The following is a 21121-nucleotide window of genomic DNA, read 5'->3' as shown; positions in this document are numbered from 1 at the left end:
TATGGTATAATAAGCATTGTATTTATTGTATATGAATCTGGAGAAAAAATCAAAGATATTTTTGAAGGATAATATGAGAACAAGGGAGAATATATGACCTTAGAATGGGAAGAATTTCTAGATCCTTACATTCAAGCTGTTGGTGAGTTAAAGATTAAACTACGTGGTATTCGTAAGCAATATCGCAAGCAAAATAAGCATTCTCCGATTGAGTTTGTGACTGGTCGAGTCAAGCCAATTGAAAGTATCAAGGAAAAAATGGCTCGACGTGGTATTACTTATGCGACATTGGAACACGATTTACAGGATATTGCTGGCTTACGTGTGATGGTTCAGTTTGTAGATGATGTCCAAGAAGTTGTGGCTATTTTGCGCAAACGTCAGGATATGCGTATCATACAGGAGCGAGATTACATTACTCATCGAAAGGCTTCAGGCTACCGTTCCTATCATGTGGTAGTAGAATATATGGTTGACACCATCAATGGAGCCAAGATTATTTTGGCAGAAATTCAAATTCGTACTTTGGCCATGAATTTCTGGGCAACGATAGAACATTCTCTCAACTACAAATACCAAGGGGATTTCCCAGAGGAGATTAAGAAGCGATTGGAAATTACTGCCAAAATTGCCCATCAGTTGGATGAAGAAATGGGTAAAATTCGTGATGATATCCAAGAAGCCCAGGCACTTTTTGATCCTTTGAGTAGAAAATTAAATGATGGTGTAGGAAACAGTGACGATACAGATGAAGAATACAGGTAAACGAATTGACCTGATAGCTAATAGAAAACCACAGAGTCAAAGGGTTTTGTATGAATTGCGAGATCGTTTGAAGAGAAATCAGTTTATACTCAATGATACCAATCCAGATATCGTTATTTCCATTGGTGGGGATGGCATGCTCTTGTCAGCCTTTCATAAGTACGAAAACCAGCTTGACAAGGTCCGCTTCATTGGTGTTCACACTGGACATTTGGGCTTCTATACGGACTACCGTGATTTTGAGTTAGATAAGCTAGTGACTAATTTGCAGCTAGATACAGGAGCAAGAGTCTCTTACCCTGTTCTAAATGTGAAGGTCTTTCTTGGAAATGGTGAAGTGAAGATTTTTAGAGCACTAAATGAAGCTAGTATCCGAAGGTCGGATCGAACAATGGTAGCAGATATTGTAATCAATGGTGTCCCCTTTGAACGTTTTCGTGGAGACGGGCTAACAGTTTCGACACCGACTGGTAGTACAGCCTATAACAAGTCGCTTGGTGGAGCTGTTTTACACCCTACCATTGAAGCTTTGCAATTAACGGAAATTGCTAGCCTGAACAATCGTGTTTATCGTACGCTGGGTTCATCTATTATTGTTCCTAAGAAGGATAAGATTGAACTCATCCCAACGAGAAACGATTACCATACCATTTCGGTTGACAATAGCGTTTATTCCTTCCGCAATATTGAGCGAATTGAGTATCAAATCGACCACCATAAGATTCACTTTGTCGCATCACCTAGCCATACCAGTTTCTGGAATCGTGTTAAGGATGCTTTCATCGGCGAGGTGGATGAATGAGGTTTGAATTTATCGCAGATGAGCATGTCAAGGTTAAGACCTTCTTAAAAAAGCATGAGGTTTCTAAGGGACTGCTGGCTAAGATTAAGTTTCGAGGCGGAGCTATTCTGGTCAATGATCAACCACAAAATGCAACCTATCTATTGGATATTGGAGATCGAGTTATCATCGATATTCCCGCTGAGGAAGGCTTTGAAACTCTAGAAGCTATCGAGCGCCCACTGGATATTCTCTATGAGGATGACCATTTTCTAGTCTTGAACAAACCCTATGGAGTGGCTTCTATTCCTAGTGTCAATCACTCCAATACCATTGCCAATTTTATCAAGGGTTACTATGTCAAGCAAAACTATGAAAATCAGCAGGTTCACATTGTGACCAGGCTTGATAGAGATACTTCTGGCTTGATGCTCTTTGCCAAACACGGCTATGCCCATGCACGATTAGACAAGCAGTTGCAGAAGAAATCTATCGAGAAGCGCTATTTTGCTTTGCTTAAAGGCGATGGACACTTGGAGTCAGAGGGGGAAATTATTGCTCCGATTGCGCGTGATGAAGACTCTATTATCACCAGACGAGTGGCTAAAGGCGGAAAGTATGCCCATACTTCTTACAAGATTGTAGCATCTTATGGGAATATTCATTTGGTAGACATTCGCCTGCATACTGGACGAACCCATCAAATCAGAGTCCATTTTTCTCATATTGGTTTTCCTTTGTTGGGAGATGATTTGTATGGTGGTAGTCTGGACGATGGAATTCAGCGCCAAGCCCTACATTGTCATTCCTTAACTTTTTATCATCCATTTTTAGAGCAAGACTTGCAGTTAGAAAGTCCCTTGCCGGATGATTTCAGTAACCTTATTACCCAGTTATCAACTAATACTCTATAAAAACTGATTCAGAGTATAATTATTATTTTAAAGGAGAAAACTCATGGAAGTTTTTGAAAGTCTCAAAGCCAACTTGGTTGGTAAAAATGCTCGTATCGTTCTCCCTGAAGGGGAAGAACCTCGTATTCTTCAAGCGACTAAACGCCTGGTAAAAGAAACAGAAGTGATTCCTGTTTTGCTTGGAAATCCTGAAAAAATTAAAATTTATCTTGAAATCGAAGGTATCGAGGACGGTTATGAAGTCATTGACCCTCAACACTACGATAAATTTGAAGAAATGGTTGTTGCCTTGGTGGAGCGTCGCAAGGGCAAAATGTCTGAAGAAGATGCACGCAAGATTTTGGTTGAAGATGTCAATTACTTTGGTGTTATGTTGGTTTACTTGGGCTTGGTTGATGGAATGGTATCAGGTGCGATTCACTCAACAGCTTCAACAGTTCGCCCAGCCCTACAAATCATCAAAACTCGTCCAAATGTAACGCGTACTTCAGGTGCCTTCCTCATGGTTCGTGGTACGGAACGTTACCTATTTGGAGACTGTGCTATCAATATCAATCCTGATGCAGAAGCCTTGGCTGAAATTGCGATCAACTCAGCAATCACAGCTAAGATGTTTGGCATCGAGCCTAAAATTGCTATGCTAAGCTATTCTACTAAAGGTTCAGGGTTTGGAGAAAGCGTTGATAAGGTTGTTGAAGCAACTAAAATTGCTCACGACTTGCGCCCTGACCTTGAAATCGATGGTGAGTTGCAATTTGATGCGGCCTTTGTTCCAGAAACTGCAGCTCTGAAAGCTCCTGGAAGTACGGTAGCTGGTCAAGCAAATGTCTTCATCTTCCCAGGTATCGAGGCAGGAAATATCGGATACAAGATGGCTGAACGTCTTGGTGGTTTTGCAGCTGTTGGACCTGTTTTGCAAGGTTTGAACAAGCCAGTTAACGACCTTTCTCGTGGATGTAATGCAGATGATGTTTACAAGTTAACACTTATTACAGCAGCCCAGGCAGTTCATCAATAAGATTTAGTCCTCTTTCCTTTGGGAAGAGGCTTTTTATACTCAATGAAAATCAAAGAGCAAACTAGGAAACTAGCCGCAGTCTGCTCAAAACACTGTTTTGAGGTTGTAGATAGGACTGACGAAGTCAGTCACATATATACGGCAAGGTGACGTTGACGTGGTTTGAAGAGATTTTCGAAGAGTATTAATACTAGGAAAAGGACAGTTAGAATCTTCTGTGTTATACTAGAGTTATGTTAGATTTGAAAGAATACGGTATCGTTATGTGGCCGGAGGAGAAGATCATTTCTTTTCGTGAGAAACTTCTTGCTTGGTATGATGAAAACAAAAGAGATTTACCATGGCGTAGGAGTAAGAATCCTTATCATATCTGGGTTTCTGAAATTATGCTTCAGCAGACCAGAGTGGATACGGTTATTCCTTATTACGAACGATTCTTGGACTGGTTTCCAACAGTGGAAAGTTTGGCAAATGCCCCTGAGGAAAGTTTGTTGAAGGCTTGGGAGGGATTGGGTTATTATTCTCGAGTTCGTAATATGCAGGCTGCGGCCCAGCAGATTATGACTGACTTTGGTGGCCAATTTCCAAACACCTATGAAGGAATTTCTAGTTTGAAAGGAATTGGTCCTTACACTGCAGGAGCGATTTCCAGTATTGCTTTTAACTTGCCAGAACCAGCTGTAGATGGTAATGTTATGCGAGTGCTGGCCCGTCTGTTTGAAATTAATCATGATATCGGAGTTCCTAGCAATCGCAAAATTTTTCAGGCAATGATGGAAATCTTGATTGACCCAGAAAGGCCAGGTGACTTTAATCAAGCTTTGATGGACTTGGGATCTGATATTGAGGCGCCTGTAAATCCCAGACCAGAAGAAAGCCCAGTTAAGGACTTTAGTGCGGCATATCAGAATGGAACCATGGACCGTTATCCAATCAAGGCTCCCAAGAAAAAGCCAGTTCCCATTTATCTAAAAGTCCTAGTTGTGAAAAATTCTCAGGGGCAATTTTTACTTGAAAAAAATGAAAGTGAAAAGTTGTTGGCAGGATTTTGGCATTTTCCCTTGATAGAAGTAGATGAGTTTTCGCAAGAAGAGCAGTTTGACCTCTTTCATCAGGTTACAGAAGAAAGTGTAAACTTTGGCCCCAGTCCAGAAGAGAGTTTCCAGCAGGACTATGACCTAGATGTTGATTGGCTTGATGTTTATTTTGAAATGGTTAAGCATGTCTTTAGTCATCGCAAGTGGCATGTTCAAATTGTAGCAGGTCAAGTGACTGACTTTCATAACTTTTCCGATAGGGAAGTTCGCTGGCTTTCACCAGAAGAGTTTAAGGATGTTCCACTTGCCAAACCCCAACGAAAAATCTGGCAGGCTTATGCACAAGCCAACTTAGACAGTAGCAAAGACTAGCTATTGTGTCTTCTTGTTATTTTTTTGGTATAATAGTAGAGAAAAAGGTGAACAAATGAAAAAAATATTAATTGTAGATGATGAAAAACCGATCTCAGATATTATCAAGTTTAATATGACCAAGGAAGGTTACGAGGTTGTAACTGCTTTTAATGGTCGTGAAGCACTAGAGCAATATGAAGCAGAGCAACCAGATATTATTATTCTGGATTTGATGCTTCCGGAAATTGATGGTTTAGAAGTTGCTAAGACTATTCGTAAGACCAGTAGTGTTCCTATTATCATGCTGTCAGCTAAGGATAGCGAATTTGATAAGGTTATAGGTTTAGAGCTTGGGGCCGATGACTATGTAACCAAACCCTTCTCAAATCGTGAGTTGCAGGCGCGTGTCAAAGCTCTTCTTCGTCGCACGGACTTGGCTTCTGTAGATAATCAAGAAACAGATGAAAAGAAAACCCAACCCTTGCAAATTGGGGACTTGGAGATTGTACCAGATGCTTATGTAGCTAAAAAATACGGTGAAGAACTAGACTTAACTCACCGTGAATTTGAGCTTTTGTATCACTTGGCCTCTCATATCGGTCAAGTAATTACGCGTGAACACTTGCTTGAAACGGTTTGGGGGTATGATTATTTCGGAGATGTTCGGACTGTTGATGTAACTATCAGACGTTTGCGTGAGAAGATTGAAGATACACCAAGTCGTCCTGAGTATATCCTAACACGTCGCGGTGTTGGTTATTATATGAGAAATAATGATTAAACTAATTAAAGACACAGTTTTAACCAGTGATTTTATCTTTATCCTCATTCTACTTGGCTTTATTTTAGTGGTGACCTTGCTCTTACTAGAAAATCGTCGGGATAATATTCGATTAAAGCAAATCAATCAAAAGGTAAAAGACCTGATTGCAGGAGATTATTCTCAGGTATTGGACATGCAGGGAAGCTCTGAAATCACCAATATTACCAATAATCTCAATGATTTATCAGAAGTGATTCGGTTGACCCAAGAAAATCTGGAACAAGAGAGTAAAAGATTACACAGTATCCTCTCATACATGACAGACGGAGTCCTTGCGACCAATCGTCGTGGTAAGATTACCATGATTAATGACATGGCTAAGAAACAGCTAGGTGTTCAGAAAGAAGATGTTCTCAATAAAAGCATTCTAGAATTGCTTAAGATTGAAGATGAATATGAACTTCGTGATTTGATTACCCAAGTTCCTGAGCTTATGATTGATTCTCAGGATGCCAATGGTGAGTATCTGAGCCTTCGTGTACGTTTTGCCTTAGTCCGTCGCGAGTCTGGCTTTATTTCTGGTCTAGTTGCCGTTTTACACGATACGACAGAGCAGGAGAAGGAAGAGCGTGAGCGGAGACTCTTTGTTTCCAACGTTAGTCATGAGTTACGGACGCCTCTGACTAGTGTAAAATCCTATCTTGAAGCCTTGGATGAGGGAGCCTTGTCGGAACCTGTTGCACCAGATTTTATCAAGGTGTCTCTAGACGAAACTAACCGTATGATGCGGATGGTGACAGATCTCCTCCATCTTTCACGAATTGATAATGCAACCAGTCACCTGGATGTGGAATTGATTAATTTTACTGCCTTTATAACCTTTATTCTCAACCGTTTTGATCAGATAAGAGGGCAGGATGAAGAGAAGAAATACGAACTGGTGAGAGATTATCCAATTACTTCAGTTTGGATTGAGATTGATACAGATAAGATGACCCAGGTGATTGATAATATTCTCAACAATGCCATCAAGTATTCTCCAGATGGTGGGAAAATCACAGTGACCATGAAGACGACTGATGATCAGATGATTTTATCCATCTCAGACCAAGGCTTGGGTATTCCTAAACAAGATTTGCCTCGAATCTTTGATCGTTTCTACCGTGTGGATCGTGCTAGAAGTCGTGCCCAAGGAGGTACTGGTTTAGGACTAGCTATTGCTAAAGAGATTATCAAACAACATGATGGCTTTATTTGGGCCAAGAGTGAATACGGTAAGGGTTCAACCTTTACCATTGTGCTCCCTTATGATAAGGATGCAGTGAAAGAAGAAGTATGGGAGGACGAAGTAGAAGACTAGAATGAGTGAAATAGGCTTTAAATACAGTATTTTAGCATCAGGTTCCAGTGGAAATTCCTTTTATCTGGAAACCCCAAAAAAGAAGCTTTTAGTGGATGCAGGCTTGTCGGGTAAGAAAATTACCAGCCTACTTGCTGAAATTAATCGCAAGCCAGAAGATCTGGATGCCATCTTGATTACGCATGAGCATTCAGATCATATCCATGGAGTAGGTGTTTTGGCTCGCAAGTATGGTATGGATCTTTATGCCAATGAAAAGACCTGGCAGGCTATGGAAAATAGCAAGTATCTTGGCAAGGTAGATTCTTCACAAAAGCATATCTTTGAAATGGGCAAAACCAAAACCTTTGGAGATATCGACATCGAGAGTTTTGGTGTGAGCCATGATGCAGTCGCACCGCAGTTCTATCGCTTTATGAAGGATGATAAGAGTTTTGTCCTTTTGACAGATACAGGTTATGTTAGTGACCGTATGGCAGGGATTATCGAAAATGCAGATGGTTATCTTATCGAGTCCAACCATGATGTAGAGATTTTGCGAGCAGGTTCTTACGCTTGGCGACTCAAACAACGAATCCTATCTGACCTAGGTCACCTTTCTAATGAGGACGGTGCTGAGGCCATGATTCGGACGCTAGGAAATCGCACTAAGAAAATCTACCTTGGACATTTATCTAAGGAGAACAATATCAAGGAACTGGCACATATGACCATGGTCAATCAGCTGGCTCAAGCTGATCTGGGAGTTGGAGTAGACTTTAAGGTATATGATACCTCACCAGATACCGCAACACCATTGACAGAAATATAGAAAGAACGCTAAGAAGGTGTTCTTTTTATATTGACTGAACACCTAAAAAGTAATACAATGGTGTTACCATTAAAAAAGGGAGTGCAAAAGATGACTACTATTACATTAAAAGTTTCTGAAGCTGATAAAACATTTATGAAGGCAATGGCTAAGTTTGAAGGAGTTTCCCTGTCGGAACTTATCCGCACCAAAACTCTTGAAGCTCTAGAAGACGAATACGATGCTCGTGTGTCAGATTTAGCCTATCAAGAGTATTTAGAAGACTTGGAAAAAGGAGTTGAACCCATTACTTGGGAAGAAATGATGCATGATTTAGGCTTGGAGGATGAATAATTTGTATAAATTAGTTCCAACAAGACGTTTCATCAAGCAATTGAAAAAATTGGATCGTTATACGCAGAAGCTAATTACAAACTATTTACAAACCAATGTTTTGGAAGACCCAAGACGACACGGAAAGGCTTTGGTTGGTAATCGCGTTGGTCAATGGCGCTATAGAATTGGTAATTATCGAGTTATCGTACAAATTGTAGATGATGAATTAGTCATTGCTACTCTAGAAGTTGGTCATCGGAGAGATATTTATTGAATTAAAGTTGACTAATAACAGTATAGAAAGTGAGGAGAGTAAAACTTGAAGAAAAAATGGTTTTTTGCAGATTATTATGATACAACAATTATTTTACTTGCTTTAATATCTGTTATTCTGGTATTACTTGGATTTGCTGAGATGATTGATTTAGACAGTCCTCCATACAGTATTATTGACTTGCTACTTTGGTTTGTGTTTGTGGTAGATTATGGTTGGCGGTTCTTTTCAAGTAAAGCAAAATGGAGGTTTATACTTGAAAATATCTTTGACTTGTTAGCTATCCTTCCTTTAAATGCTATTTTTACAGTATTGCGATTAGGGCGTATCTTCCGCTTAGCAAGGCTGACAAAATTACTGAAACTGACTCGTTTACTTAGAATAATTGGACTTACAGGTAAATTAGAAAGAAAAATTAGTAGATTCTTACGGACAAATGGCCTGATTTATATCTTGTATGTTAATATTTTTATTGTTCTAGTAGGAAGTTCAATTTTATCTGTAGTTGAAGAAAAATCTTTCTCAGATAGTCTTTGGTGGGCTCTTGTGACAGTAACCACTGTTGGTTATGGTGATATTGTTCCAGTTTCCCTTTTTGGGAAATGGATAGCTGTTTTATTAATGTTGGTAGGGATTAGTACAATAGGAATGTTAACAAGTACCTTGACGAACTTTTTTGTAAAAGATAATCCAGATGAACAGATAAAACTTGATAAACTCCAATATGAATTATCTAGTCAGAGAATATTACTAGAGAAACAATCTGAAAAGATAGAAGAACTACATCGAATGATACAAGATTTGATTGAAAAAAGGTAATTTTGACCATTTAAAAACCACTCATCGAGTGGTTTTTTTACAATCCTGCAAATTCTTTGATTTCTTGTGCTGACATTGAAGAGTCGCAACGGACATTGATTTGTCCATCCACAATGTGAACAAATCCTGGTACAGTTGGGATTCCGTAGCGTGAGCGGAATGCTTGTAACTCATTGAGTTGGCTTGCTTCTTCACTGTTGATGAAGTAGATGTGAGCTTTAGTTTCAGCTACGACACCTGCCAAGGTAGCAGCAAATTTACGGCAGTAAGGGCAAGTTTTACGACCGATAAAGAAGGTTGCAGTTTCCTTCTTATCAAGAGCTTCTTGCGCACGCGCAACTGTAGTGACTTCAAGGTCTTTGATATTATCTAAAAATTGTTCCATGAGATTACCTCGCTTTCATTGATATGTCTAGTATGCCATAAAGTTTCTAAAATTGCTTAGATTTGATACGAAAAAAAGATGAGATTGGTTGGTCTCATCTTTTATAGGGCTTTATTTTACAAAAGCATTGATTTCTGCTTCGATATTAGCAATCTTAGCATGTGATTCTTCGTTTGTTTCCCCTACAACTGCAATGTAGAACTTGATTTTTGGTTCTGTACCTGAAGGGCGAACGGCAATCCATGAACCGTCAGCAAGTGTGTATTTCAACACATCACTTGGAGGAGTTGTCAAGTTTGTAACAGTACCGTCAGCAGCAGTAGCAGTTTGTGCCTTGAAGTCTTCTACGACAGTGATAGCTGTTGCATTCCATTCTTTTGGAGCATTGTTGCGGAATTTAGCCATAATCGCTTTGATTTGTTCAGCACCATCGACACCTGAAAGAGTAACAGAGATTGTCTTTTCTGCATAGTAGCCGTACTCTTTGTAGATTTCTTCGATACCGTCAGCAAGTGTCAAACCGCGTGAACGGTAGTAGGCAGCAAGTTCAGCAACGACAAGAACAGCTTGGATAGCGTCTTTATCACGTACGAATGGTTTAATCAAGTAACCGAAGCTTTCTTCAAATCCCATCATGTAAGTGTGATTGTGTTTTTCCTCGAATTCTTGGATTTTTTCAGCGATAAATTTGAAACCAGTCAAGACGTTGAACATGGTTGCGCCGTAGCTTTCAGCAATCTTCGTTACCAAGTCAGTTGATACGATAGATTTGCATAGAGCTGCGTTTTCAGGAAGAGTTCCAGCGTTTTTATGGGCTTCCAAGATGTATTTTGCCATGATAGCACCGATTTGGTTACCTGAAAGGTTGAGGTAGCTACCATCTTTTTGAAGAACTTCCACACCAACACGGTCAGCGTCAGGGTCAGTTGCCACAAGAACATCTGCACCAACTTGGCGACCAAGTTCTTCAGCAAGGGCAAAGGCTGCTTGGCTTTCTGGGTTTGGAGATTTTACAGTTGAGAAGTCAGGGTCAGCAGTTGCTTGTGCTTCAACGACTTGAACAGAGTCAAATCCTGCTTGGGCAAGAGCACGACGAGCCAACATTTCACCAGTACCATGAAGTGGTGTGTAGACAATCTTCATGTCTTTACCGAATTCTTCAATCAAGGCTGGGTTGATGTTTACGTCCTTAACCTCTTTGAGGTATTCTACGTCAACAGCTTCGCCGATAACTTCAATTAAGCCAGAAGCTTTTTCAGCTTCCACATCAGCAACTTCAACTGCAAATGGATTTTCGATTGCACGGATATAAGTAGTCAAAGCGTCCGCGTCGTGTGGAGGCATTTGTCCACCGTCTTCACCGTAAACCTTGTATCCGTTAAATGGTGCAGGGTTGTGGCTGGCTGTTACCATGATACCTGCGAAACAGTTGAGATGACGAACTGCAAATGATAGTTCTGGAGTTGGACGAAGGCTTTCAAATACATAAGATTTGATGCCGTGTTTAGCAAGAACTGCCGCAGACTCAAAGGCAAACTCAGGTGAGAAGTGACGGCTATCGTAGGCAATTGCGACACCACGTTCTTTTTCGTTTCCACCTTTTGACTCAATCAAACGAGCCAATCCTTCAGTAGCTTGGCGAACAACGTAGATGTTGATGCGGTTTGTACCAGCACCAATCAAGCCACGCATACCTGCAGTACCAAATTCAAGATTTGTATAGAAGGCATCTTCCTTTGTTTTTTCGTCCATATTTTCCAAATCTTGACGAAGATAGTCAGGAAGCTCCGCAAAATCAACCCATTTCTGGTAATTTTCTTGGTAAGACATTGAAATTCTCCTTTTTGTAAATTGTTTTAACCGTTCACATTATAGCACTTTTTAGCGTTTTAGTAAAACGGTAGCATAATTTTCAGAACAGTGGTGTCATACGCCTGTTTATCAAGTCTTGAATGCCTTAGAGAAACATGCTATACTACTTGTATGATTATTTTACAAGCTAATAAAATTGAACGATCTTTTGCAGGAGAGGTTCTTTTTGATAATATCAACCTGCAAGTTGATGAACGAGACAGGATTGCTCTTGTTGGGAAAAATGGTGCAGGTAAGTCTACTCTTTTGAAGATTTTGGTTGGAGAAGAGGATCCAACTAGTGGAGAAATCAATAAGAAAAAAGATATTTCTCTGTCTTACCTAGCCCAAGATAGCCGTTTTGAGTCTGAAAATACCATTTACGATGAGATGCTTTATGTCTTTGATGACTTACGTCGGACGGAGAAACAACTTCGTCAGATGGAGTTGGAGATGGGTGAAAAGTCTGGTGATGATTTGGATAAACTGATGTCAGATTATGATAGCTTATCTGAGAATTTTCGCCAAGCAGGTGGCTTCACCTATGAAGCTGATATCCGAGCGATTTTAAATGGATTCAAGTTTGACGAGTCTATGTGGCAGATGAAAATTGCCGAGCTTTCTGGTGGTCAAAACACTCGTCTGGCACTTGCCAAAATGCTCCTTGAAAAGCCCAATCTCTTGGTCTTGGACGAGCCAACCAACCACTTGGATATTGAAACTATTGCTTGGCTAGAGAATTACTTGGTAAACTATAGTGGCGCCCTCATTATCGTCAGCCACGACCGTTATTTCTTGGACAAGGTTGCGACGATTACGCTGGATTTGACCAAGCATTCCTTGGATCGCTATGTGGGCAATTACTCTCGTTTTGTCGAGTTGAAGGAGCAAAAGCTAGCTACTGAGGCAAAAAACTATGAAAAGCAACAGAAGGAGATTGCAGCTCTGGAAGACTTTGTCAACCGCAATCTAGTCCGAGCTTCAACGACCAAACGCGCCCAATCTCGACGCAAACAACTGGAAAAAATGGAGCGTTTGGACAAGCCTGAAGCTGGCAAGAAATCAGCCAACATGACCTTCCAGTCTGAGAAAACCTCGGGTAATGTTGTTCTGACTGTTGAAAATGCGGCTATTGGCTATGATGGGGAAGTATTGTCAGAGCCTATTAACCTAGACCTTCGTAAGATGAATGCTATTGCCATCGTTGGTCCCAATGGTATTGGCAAGTCAACCTTTATCAAATCTATCGTGGACCAGATTCCGTTTATCAAGGGAGAAAAACGCTTTGGGGCCAATGTTGAAGTTGGTTACTATGACCAAACCCAAAGCAAGCTGACACCAAGTAATACGGTCCTAGATGAACTCTGGAATGATTTTAAACTGACACCAGAAGTTGAAATCCGTAACCGCCTAGGTGCCTTCCTTTTCTCAGGAGATGATGTTAAAAAATCAGTCGGCATGCTGTCGGGTGGAGAGAAAGCTCGTTTGCTTTTGGCTAAATTGTCTATGGAAAACAACAACTTCTTGATTCTGGATGAGCCAACCAACCATCTGGATATTGATAGCAAGGAAGTGCTAGAAAATGCTTTGATTGACTTTGATGGAACCTTACTCTTTGTCAGCCACGACCGTTACTTTATCAATCGTGTGGCAACTCATGTACTGGAATTGTCTGAGAAGGGTTCGACTCTCTACCTTGGAGACTACGACTACTATGTTGATAAAAAGGCTGAAATGGAAGTCAGTCAGATAGAAGAAGCTTCAACTAGCAATCAAGCAAAAGAAGTAAGTTCAGTTAATGACTATCAGGCCCAGAAAGAAAGTCAAAAAGAAGTTCGCAAACTCATGCGACAAATCGAAAATCTAGAAGCTGAAATCGAAGAGTTAGAAAGTCAAAGCCAAACCATTTCTGAACAAATGTTGGAAACAAACGATGCCGAAAAACTGATGGAATTGCAGGCTGAGCTGGACAAAATCAGCCACCGTCAGGAAGAAGCTATGCTTGAGTGGGAAGAATTATCAGAGCAGGTGTAAAGATGGAACATCTTGGAAAAGTATTTCGTGAATTTCGGACAAGTGGAAATTATTCTTTAAAGGAGGCGGCAGGGGAATCCTGTTCAACATCTCAGTTATCTCGCTTTGAGCTTGGGGAGTCTGACCTAGCAGTCTCACGTTTCTTTGAGCTTTTGGATAACATTCATGTAACAATCGAAAATTTCATGGATAAGGCAAGGAATTTTCATAATCATGAACATGTTGCCATGATGGGACAAATTGTACCCCTTTACTATTCAAATGATATTGCAGGTTTTCAAAAGCTTCAAAGAGAACAACTTGAAAAGGCTAGAAATTCGACAAATCCTCTCTATTTTGAGCTGAACTGGATTTTGTTGCAAGGTCTGATTTGTCAAAGAGATTCGAGTTATGATATGAAGCAGGATGATTTGGATAAGGTAGCAGATTATCTTTTTAAAACAGAAGAATGGACCATGTATGAGTTGATTCTTTTCGGGAACCTCTATAGTTTCTACGATGTGGATTATGTAACTCGAATTGGAAGAGAAGTTATGGAGAGGGAAGAATTTTACCAAGAGATTGGTCGCCATAAGAGATTGGTGTTGATTTTGGCCCTCAATTGTTACCAGCATTGTTTAGAGCATCTTTCTTTTGACAATGCTAGCTATTTTGAGACTTATACAGAGAAGATTATTGGTAAAAACATTAGTCTGTATGAACGAAATATTTTACATTACTTAAAAGGTTTTGCTTTGTACCAAAAAGGAAAGTGTAAAGAAGGTTGTAGCCAGATGCAAGAGGCCATGCATATTTTTGACGTGCTAGGTCTCCCAGAGCAAGTAGCCTACTATCAGGAACACTACGAAAAATTTGTCAAAGATTAATTTTCCCAAATAAGGGAAAAAATAAAAAGCTCCTTTCAGTTTTGATACAATAGTTTCAAAATTTGAGAGGAGTTTTTATATGAATCGCTATGCCGTACAGTTGATTAGCCGTGGAGCTGTTAACAAGATAGGAAATATGCTCTATGATTATGGAAATAGTGTCTGGTTGGCTTCCATGGGGACTATCGGACAGACTGTTTTAGGAATGTATCAGATTTCTGAACTCGTCACATCTATTCTCGTAAATCCCTTTGGTGGAGTTATATCAGACCGTTTTTCTCGTCGTAGGATTTTAATGGCTACAGACCTTGTTTGTGGAATTCTTTGCCTGGCTATTTCTTTTATAAGGAATGACAGCTGGATGATTGGAGCTTTGATTTTTGCCAATATTGTGCAGGCTATTGCTTTCGCCTTTTCTAGACCAGCCAATAAGGCCATTATCACAGAATTGGTAGAGAAGGATGAACTGGTCCTCTACAATTCTCGTTTGGAATTGGTGATGCAGGTTGTCAGTGTGAGTTCCCCTGTGCTTTCTTTTCTGGTTTTACAATTTGCAAGTCTTCGCATTACCTTGGTATTAGACGCCCTTAGTTTTTTCCTCGCTTTTGGCTTGGTAGCCTTGCTTCCAAAGAAAGAAGAGAAGACTATGGGTGAGAAGAAACTCACATTCAGAGTTATTTTTTCTGATATCAAGGAGGGACTTCACTATATTTTGAAGCAAAAGGAAATATTCTTTTTGTTAGTCATAGCTTCAAGTGTCAATTTTTTCTTCGCAGCCTTTAATTATCTCCTTCCCTTTTCAAATCAGCTCTATGGAGTTCAAGGTGCCTATGCCACTATTTTAACTATGGGGGCTATCGGATCTATTGTTGGGGCGCTGTTAGCTAGTAAGATTAAAGCCAGTATGGAAATGCTTTTGTTTTTATTGGCTCTGACTGGACTTGGAGTGATGATAATGGGTTTTACCCTCCCCTCCTATCTTGCTTTTTCAGGAAATTTCATTTGTGAACTATTTATGACGATGTTCAATATTCACTTTTTTACTCAGGTACAAACCAAGGTTGAAGGGGAATATCTGGGAAGAGTTCTCAGTTCGATTTATACCTTAGCTATACTATTTATGCCCCTAGCAACAGGTTTAATGACCTTGCTTCCAAGTATCCATCTTTATTCTTTCTTGATTATTGGACTTGGAGTTGTAGCCTTATCTTTCTTAGCTCTCGGATATGTTCGAACTCATTTTGAAAAAGAGACATAAGTTTGCTTGGACTTCAAAAATAATTCCAATCTAAGTATTTTTTCCGCCCTTCTCGTTTGTGAGGAGGGCTTAGTTTATGGTAAAATGGTTTTATGAATAAAAGAATGAATGAGTTAGTCGCCTTGCTCAATCGCTATGCGACTGAGTACTATACCAGCGATAATCCGTCGGTTTCAGACAGTGAGTATGACCGCCTTTACCGTGAGTTGGTTGAGTTGGAGAATGCCTATCCAGATCAAGTGTTAGCAGACAGTCCGACCCACCGTGTTGGTGGCAAGATTTTAGATGGTTTTGAAAAATACAGTCATCAGTATCCTCTTTATAGTTTGCAGGATGCTTTTTCACGTGAGGAGCTTGAAGCTTTTGATGCGCGTGTTCGTAAGGAAGTGACCCATCCAACCTATATTTGTGAGTTGAAAATCGATGGTTTGTCAATCTCGCTTACTTATGAAAAGGGGATTTTAGTTGCAGGTGCAACGCGTGGAGATGGTTCTATTGGGGAAAATATCACAGAAAATCTTAAGCGTGTTAAGGACATTCCTTTGACTTTACCAGAAGAGCTAGATATCACAGTTCGTGGGGAATGTTATATGCCACGCGCTTCTTTTGACCAGGTCAACCAAGCTCGCCAAGAAAATGGAGAGCCTGAATTTGCCAATCCTCGTAATGCGGCAGCAGGCACCCTGCGACAGTTGGATACAGCTGTAGTAGCCAAGCGCAATCTTGCAACGTTCCTCTATCAAGAAGCCAGTCCTTCAACTCGTGACAGCCAAGAAAAGGTTTTGAATCATCTTGAACAACTAGGCTTTGTGGTCAATCCTAAGCGGATTTTGGCTGAAAACATAGATGAAATCTGGCATTTTATCCAAGAAGTAGGAGAGGAACGAGACAGTCTTCCCTATGATATCGATGGGGTAGTGATCAAGGTAAACGACCTAGCAGGTCAAGAAGAACTTGGTTTTACCGTTAAGGCTCCAAAGTGGGCAGTAGCCTACAAGTTCCCAGCTGAAGAAAAAGAAGCCCAATTACTCTCAGTTGACTGGACAGTAGGCCGTACGGGTGTTGTAACCCCAACTGCTAATCTGACCCCTGTTCAGCTGGCCGGAACAACTGTTAGCCGTGCGACCCTGCACAATGTGGATTATATTGCTGAAAAAGATATCCGCAAAGACGACACGGTTATCGTTTATAAGGCTGGAGATATTATCCCTGCCGTTTTACGTGTAGTAGAGTCCAAACGGGTTTCTGAAGAAAAACTAGATATCCCTACAAACTGTCCAAGTTGTAACTCTGGCTTGCTGCACTTTGAAGATGAAGTGGCTCTGCGTTGTATCAATCCGCGTTGTCCTGCCCAAATCATGGAAGGCTTGATTCACTTTGCCTCTCGAGATGCCATGAATATTACAGGCCTTGGTCCATCAGTAGTTGAGAAACTCTTTTCTGCTAATCTGGTTAAGGATGTGGCGAATATTTATCGTTTGAAAGAAGAAGATTTCCTCCTTTTAGAAGGTGTTAAGGAAAAATCCGCTTCTAAACTGTATCAGGCCATTCAAGCATCTAAGGAAAATTCTGCCGAGAAGCTCTTATTTGGTCTGGGAATTCGCCATGTCGGCAGTAAGGCCAGTCAGCTCTTACTTCAACATTTTCATTCAATCGAAAATCTAGCTCAGGCAGATCCAGAGGAAGTGGCTAGTATTGAGAGTCTGGGTGGTGTGATTGCCAAGAGTCTCCAGACTTATTTTGCGACAGAAGGCTCTGAAATTCTCCTCAGAGAATTGAAAGAAGCTGGGGTCAATCTGGACTATAAAGGTCAGACTGTAGTAGCAGATGCAGCCTTGTCAGGTTTAACAGTTGTATTGACTGGAAAATTGGAACGGCTCAAGCGCTCAGAAGCTAAAAGCAAACTCGAAAGTCTGGGTGCAAAAGTAACAGGCAGTGTTTCTAAAAAGACAGACCTTGTTGTGGCAGGAGCAGATGCTGGAAGTAAACTGCAAAAAGCACAAGAACTTGGTATCGAAGTTCGAGATGAAGCTTGGCTAGAAAGTCTGTAATAATCGTTTAAAATCAGAGTTTAGACAGTATAACTAGTTTGTTAATCAGGACAAAATCGGTCAAAAATTTATTAGTGAAATAGAAACAAATCAAAAAAGGAAAAATAAAAAATGTATAACTACCCTATGCGCATTCATTACCATCGCAAGAATGGTGAATACGATACTTGCTCTTTTGTAAAAAGTCAGGATCAACGGATTGATTTGCTGACCTACAAAGAAGATTATTTTGGCGCTTTATTTAGTTTTGAACACCCAAGTTCTCATCCACTAGAAAGTTTGAATTTTGTGGTTCATACAGGCCAAACCAGTAAAGAATATGCTATCCGTTTTAATCACTATCCTCTTTTAACAGAGGTCTGGATTTTGGAAGGGGATGACAGAATTTATTATTCTGAAAATCCTGCTATTGCAAGTCCTGCTTATAAAAATCAAAATCCTTTTGCATTTGATAAGGCCATTAACAGTGCTAGTTTTGATCATCATTGGGGTTACCAAGGGGAATTGGGTTGCCGTGTAGAGCAAAATCAGGCTCGTTTTGCTCTCTGGGCTCCTACAGCTACAGAAGTGCAGGTTGTTGTTTATGAATCAACTACTAATGATGCACCTGTTTGGAAAACATTTGATATGGAAAGAGGCAATAGTTACTCTTATAACCATAAAGACAATACAATCGGTGTCTGGAGTTTGGATGTTGAGGAAGATTTAACTGGTAAGGCTTATCAGTATCAAGTCCAATTTCCTCACCACCAAACACTGACACGCGATCCTTACACCATTGCGACCAGTCCTGATGGCAAACGTTCAGCTATTCTGAGCCATGCAGAAAAGCAAGTTGAAAGCTTCGAGGTCAAGCACGGTTCTGAGGCTACTTGGCGCTTGGCGAATCCATGTAAGGCAGTTATCTGTGAAATGCATATTCGTGATTTGACCAAATCACCGACCTCAGGTGTGGATGAACATCTTCGAGGAACTTTCTTGGGTGCTGCCCAGACTGGAACGGTTAACCAGTACGGTCAGTCAACTGCTTTTGATTACATCAAGAAGCTGGGCTATAATTATGTTCAGTTGCAACCAATTGCAGACCGTCACAAAGAATATGATGCGGATGGGAATGTGACCTACAACTGGGGTTATGATCCACAAAACTATAACGCACCAGAAACCAGCCTTTCAACTAATCCAGAGGATCCAGCTCAGGTCATTCGTGATTTGAAGACCATGGTTCAAGCCTATCACGATGCTGGTATTGGTGTCATTATGGATGTGGTCTATAATCATACCTTCTCAGTAGTTGATGCACCTTTCCAAACAACTGTCCCTGATTATTATTATCGTATGAATCCAGACGGTACCTTCCAGAATGGAACGGGTGTTGGAAATGAAACAGCCAGTGAACACGAAATGTTCCGCAAGTATATGATTGATTCCCTCCTATACTGGGTACAGGAATACAATATTGACGGCTTCCGTTTTGATTTGATGGGGATTCATGATGTCAAGACCATGCAGATGATTCGCCAGAGTTTGGATGAAATCGACCCTAACATTATCCTTTATGGAGAAGGATGGGATATGGGGACAGGCTTAGCGCCTTATGATAAGGCTAAGAAGGACAATGCCTACCAGATGCCAAATATTGGTTTCTTTAATGACAATCAGCGTGATGCTGTTAAAGGTGGAGAAGTTTATGGTGCTATCAAGTCAGGTTTTGTCAGTGGTGCTGCGACAGAGCCAATTCTTGCCAAAGCAATCCTAGGCAGTCGTGAATTAGGAACCTATACACATCCAAATCAAGTACTTAACTATGTGGAAGCCCATGACAATTACAATCTTCACGATTTATTGGCAACTCTTCATCCAGACCAAAGTTCAGAGCAAATCATGCGCAAGGTCGAAACTGCCACAGCCATGAATCTGCTCATGCAAGGGATGGCCTTTATGGAAATCGGTCAAGAATTTGGTCGTACCAAACTGGTTGCGACTGGTGAGAATGGTGAGTTGACACATGATGATAGAGAACGTGCTATGAATAGCTATAATGCTCCTGACAGCGTGAATCAAGTCAACTGGGATTTGATTAATGAGCGTCAAGACAGTATTGACTTTATCCGTCAGATGATTCTATTGAAGACAGAAACCAGTGCCTTTTCTTACCCAACTTATGATGACATTTACCATCATGTCTTTGTTCATTCAGCAAATGAGCATAGTGGTTGGATTGTTTATGAAATTCACGGGGAAGAACACTTATTAGTTGTCTTTAATGCTAAAGGGCAAGACTTCCAGTTTGAAAATGCTGGAAATCTAGAACTGTTGGTGGCCAACAGCCATTTAGCTGATAAAGACACGGTTGGTGGCGTTAGTGCCAGCGTCTTTAAAGTTTTGTAGAATAGAGTTACAATTTAAATTCATTTACAGTGCTTTATCTCTTAAAAACAATAAAATCAGGAAATTCATTTCCTGGTTTCTTTTTTTACTTAAAATTATATTTTTGTTAGCAAAATAACGAACTTTATGATAGTATTGTTAAAAAACAATTCGTTTTCAAAGATTTTCCGAAAATTTCTTGATTTACAAGTGAATATATCAGTGAATTTATTGAAGACTTTCAAAAGAATTTTTAGCAAATATCGTAATTTACTTGAATCTTATCTAAAAAGATAGTATAATAAAACTATAGAAAACGCTTACAAAGGATAGGAGGGTGTATGGATAAGAAAAAAGCTTTAGAAACTTTTATGACCGGTGAGAATTTTCACCTCCAGCATTATCTGGGAGCGCATAGGGAAGAAAAAGATGGTGAGTCTGGCTATACTTTCCGAGTTTGGGCACCCAATGCTCAGGCAGTTCACTTGGTAGGGGATTTCACCAATTGGGTAGAGAATCAAATTCCGATGGAACGGAATGAATTTGGAATTTGGGAAGTCTTTACTAGTCTTGCTCAAGAAGGCCAAATTTACAAGTACAATATTACACGTGCAAATGGTCATCAGCTTATGAAGATTGATCCCATGGCCGTTCGATATGAGGCTCGCCCTGGTACTGGAGCGATTTTAACAGAGATTCCAGAGAAAAAATGGAAGGATGGACTTTGGTTAGCTCGTAGAAAACGCTTGAGCTTTGAAGAGCGTCCTGTCAATATTTATGAGGTCCATGCTGGTTCTTGGAAGAGAAATCCTGATGGCAACCCCTATACTTTTGCTCAATTGAAAGATGAACTCATTCCTTACTTGGTTGAGATGAACTATACTCACATTGAGTTTATGCCTTTGATGTCTCACCCACTAGGTTTGAGTTGGGGCTATCAGCTTATGGGTTACTTCGCCTTAGAGCATGCCTATGGTCGCCCTGAAGAGCTTCAAGATTTTGTTGAGGAATGTCACTTAAACAATATTGGGGTTATCGTGGACTGGGTACCTGGTCACTTTACTATCAATGATGATGCCTTGGCCTATTATGATG

19 protein-coding genes are annotated in these 21121 nt (G+C 40.4%); 17 read left to right on the top strand and 2 right to left on the bottom strand.

The window, feature by feature from the left end:
- Positions 1-93 precede the first annotated feature (93 nt).
- The 11 genes from RWO85_RS07190 (at position 94) to RWO85_RS07140 (ending at position 9211) form a co-directional block, all read left to right on the top strand.
- Positions 94-765, top strand: a complete 672-nt coding sequence (locus RWO85_RS07190; protein ID WP_314414987.1) for a GTP pyrophosphokinase family protein — start codon at positions 94-96, stop codon at positions 763-765.
- Positions 749-1567, top strand: coding sequence for an NAD kinase (locus RWO85_RS07185; protein WP_033677288.1), 819 nt, complete (start codon positions 749-751; stop codon positions 1565-1567). Before RWO85_RS07190 ends, RWO85_RS07185 begins: the two co-directional genes overlap by 17 nt.
- A complete protein-coding gene (locus RWO85_RS07180) occupies positions 1564-2460 on the top strand; it encodes an RluA family pseudouridine synthase (RefSeq protein ID WP_314414985.1) in 897 nt (298 codons plus the stop codon). Before RWO85_RS07185 ends, RWO85_RS07180 begins: the two co-directional genes overlap by 4 nt.
- 43 nt (positions 2461-2503) lie before the next feature.
- Positions 2504-3478 (top strand): phosphate acetyltransferase, encoded by a 975-nt coding sequence (gene pta, locus RWO85_RS07175; RefSeq protein WP_314414983.1) that lies wholly within the window; start codon positions 2504-2506, stop codon positions 3476-3478.
- 233 nt (positions 3479-3711) lie between these two features.
- On the top strand, positions 3712-4887 hold the full coding sequence (gene mutY / locus RWO85_RS07170; protein ID WP_314414981.1) for an A/G-specific adenine glycosylase: 1176 nt from the start codon (positions 3712-3714) through the stop codon (positions 4885-4887).
- 55 nt (positions 4888-4942) lie between these two features.
- On the top strand, positions 4943-5650 hold the full coding sequence (gene yycF / locus RWO85_RS07165; protein WP_314414980.1) for a response regulator YycF: 708 nt from the start codon (positions 4943-4945) through the stop codon (positions 5648-5650).
- Positions 5643-6992, top strand: coding sequence for a cell wall metabolism sensor histidine kinase VicK (vicK, locus tag RWO85_RS07160; protein ID WP_314414979.1), 1350 nt, complete (start codon positions 5643-5645; stop codon positions 6990-6992). The genes yycF and vicK overlap by 8 nt, the downstream gene beginning before the upstream one ends.
- Before the next feature lies 1 nt (position 6993).
- Positions 6994-7803 carry an MBL fold metallo-hydrolase gene (locus tag RWO85_RS07155; RefSeq protein WP_084927302.1) on the top strand — a complete coding sequence of 270 codons (810 nt, stop codon included), beginning with the start codon at positions 6994-6996 and terminating at the stop codon, positions 7801-7803.
- Between the two features lie 90 nt (positions 7804-7893).
- Complete coding sequence (gene relB, locus RWO85_RS07150; protein WP_314414977.1) at positions 7894-8136, top strand: type II toxin-antitoxin system RelB family antitoxin; 243 nt, start codon at positions 7894-7896, stop codon at positions 8134-8136.
- Between the two features lies 1 nt (position 8137).
- Positions 8138-8392 (top strand): type II toxin-antitoxin system RelE/ParE family toxin, encoded by a 255-nt coding sequence (locus RWO85_RS07145; protein WP_007284771.1) that lies wholly within the window; start codon positions 8138-8140, stop codon positions 8390-8392.
- Between the two features lie 45 nt (positions 8393-8437).
- On the top strand, positions 8438-9211 hold the full coding sequence (locus RWO85_RS07140) for an ion channel (protein WP_314414974.1): 774 nt from the start codon (positions 8438-8440) through the stop codon (positions 9209-9211).
- 37 nt (positions 9212-9248) lie between these two features.
- Here the strand turns inward: RWO85_RS07140 and RWO85_RS07135 are convergent, their stop codons facing one another.
- Positions 9249-9596 (bottom strand): thioredoxin, encoded by a 348-nt coding sequence (locus RWO85_RS07135; protein ID WP_314414972.1) that lies wholly within the window; start codon positions 9594-9596, stop codon positions 9249-9251.
- A 111-nt stretch (positions 9597-9707) separates the two neighbouring features.
- Positions 9708-11426, bottom strand: a complete 1719-nt coding sequence (locus RWO85_RS07130; RefSeq protein WP_314414971.1) for a phospho-sugar mutase — start codon at positions 11424-11426, stop codon at positions 9708-9710.
- 153 nt (positions 11427-11579) lie between these two features.
- Here RWO85_RS07130 and abc-f point away from each other — a divergent pair, with 153 nt between their 5' ends.
- The 6 genes from abc-f to RWO85_RS07100 all read left to right on the top strand — a co-directional run.
- Positions 11580-13481 (top strand): ribosomal protection-like ABC-F family protein, encoded by a 1902-nt coding sequence (gene abc-f, locus RWO85_RS07125; protein WP_314414969.1) that lies wholly within the window; start codon positions 11580-11582, stop codon positions 13479-13481.
- A 2-nt stretch (positions 13482-13483) separates the two neighbouring features.
- The gene (locus tag RWO85_RS07120; protein WP_314414967.1) at positions 13484-14347 is read left to right on the top strand and encodes a MutR family transcriptional regulator; all 864 of its coding nucleotides are present in this window, start codon (positions 13484-13486) and stop codon (positions 14345-14347) included.
- A gap of 79 nt (positions 14348-14426) precedes the next feature.
- On the top strand, positions 14427-15605 hold the full coding sequence (locus RWO85_RS07115) for an MFS transporter (protein ID WP_314414965.1): 1179 nt from the start codon (positions 14427-14429) through the stop codon (positions 15603-15605).
- A gap of 92 nt (positions 15606-15697) precedes the next feature.
- A complete protein-coding gene (ligA, locus tag RWO85_RS07110; RefSeq protein WP_314414963.1) occupies positions 15698-17656 on the top strand; it encodes an NAD-dependent DNA ligase LigA in 1959 nt (652 codons plus the stop codon).
- 111 nt (positions 17657-17767) lie between these two features.
- Positions 17768-20047: a type I pullulanase gene (pulA, locus tag RWO85_RS07105; RefSeq protein ID WP_314414961.1), complete on the top strand. Its 2280-nt coding sequence runs from the start codon at positions 17768-17770 to the stop codon at positions 20045-20047.
- Between the two features lie 320 nt (positions 20048-20367).
- The coding region (locus tag RWO85_RS07100; protein ID WP_314414960.1) for an alpha-amylase family glycosyl hydrolase at positions 20368-21121 on the top strand (754 nt) is incomplete at its 3' end.

It is taken from the genome of uncultured Streptococcus sp. (genome assembly GCF_963521865.1).
Classification (GTDB): Bacteria; Bacillota; Bacilli; order Lactobacillales; family Streptococcaceae; genus Streptococcus.
The sequence above is the reverse complement of the archived record's forward strand: the minus strand, read 5'-3'. Positions and strand labels throughout refer to the sequence as shown.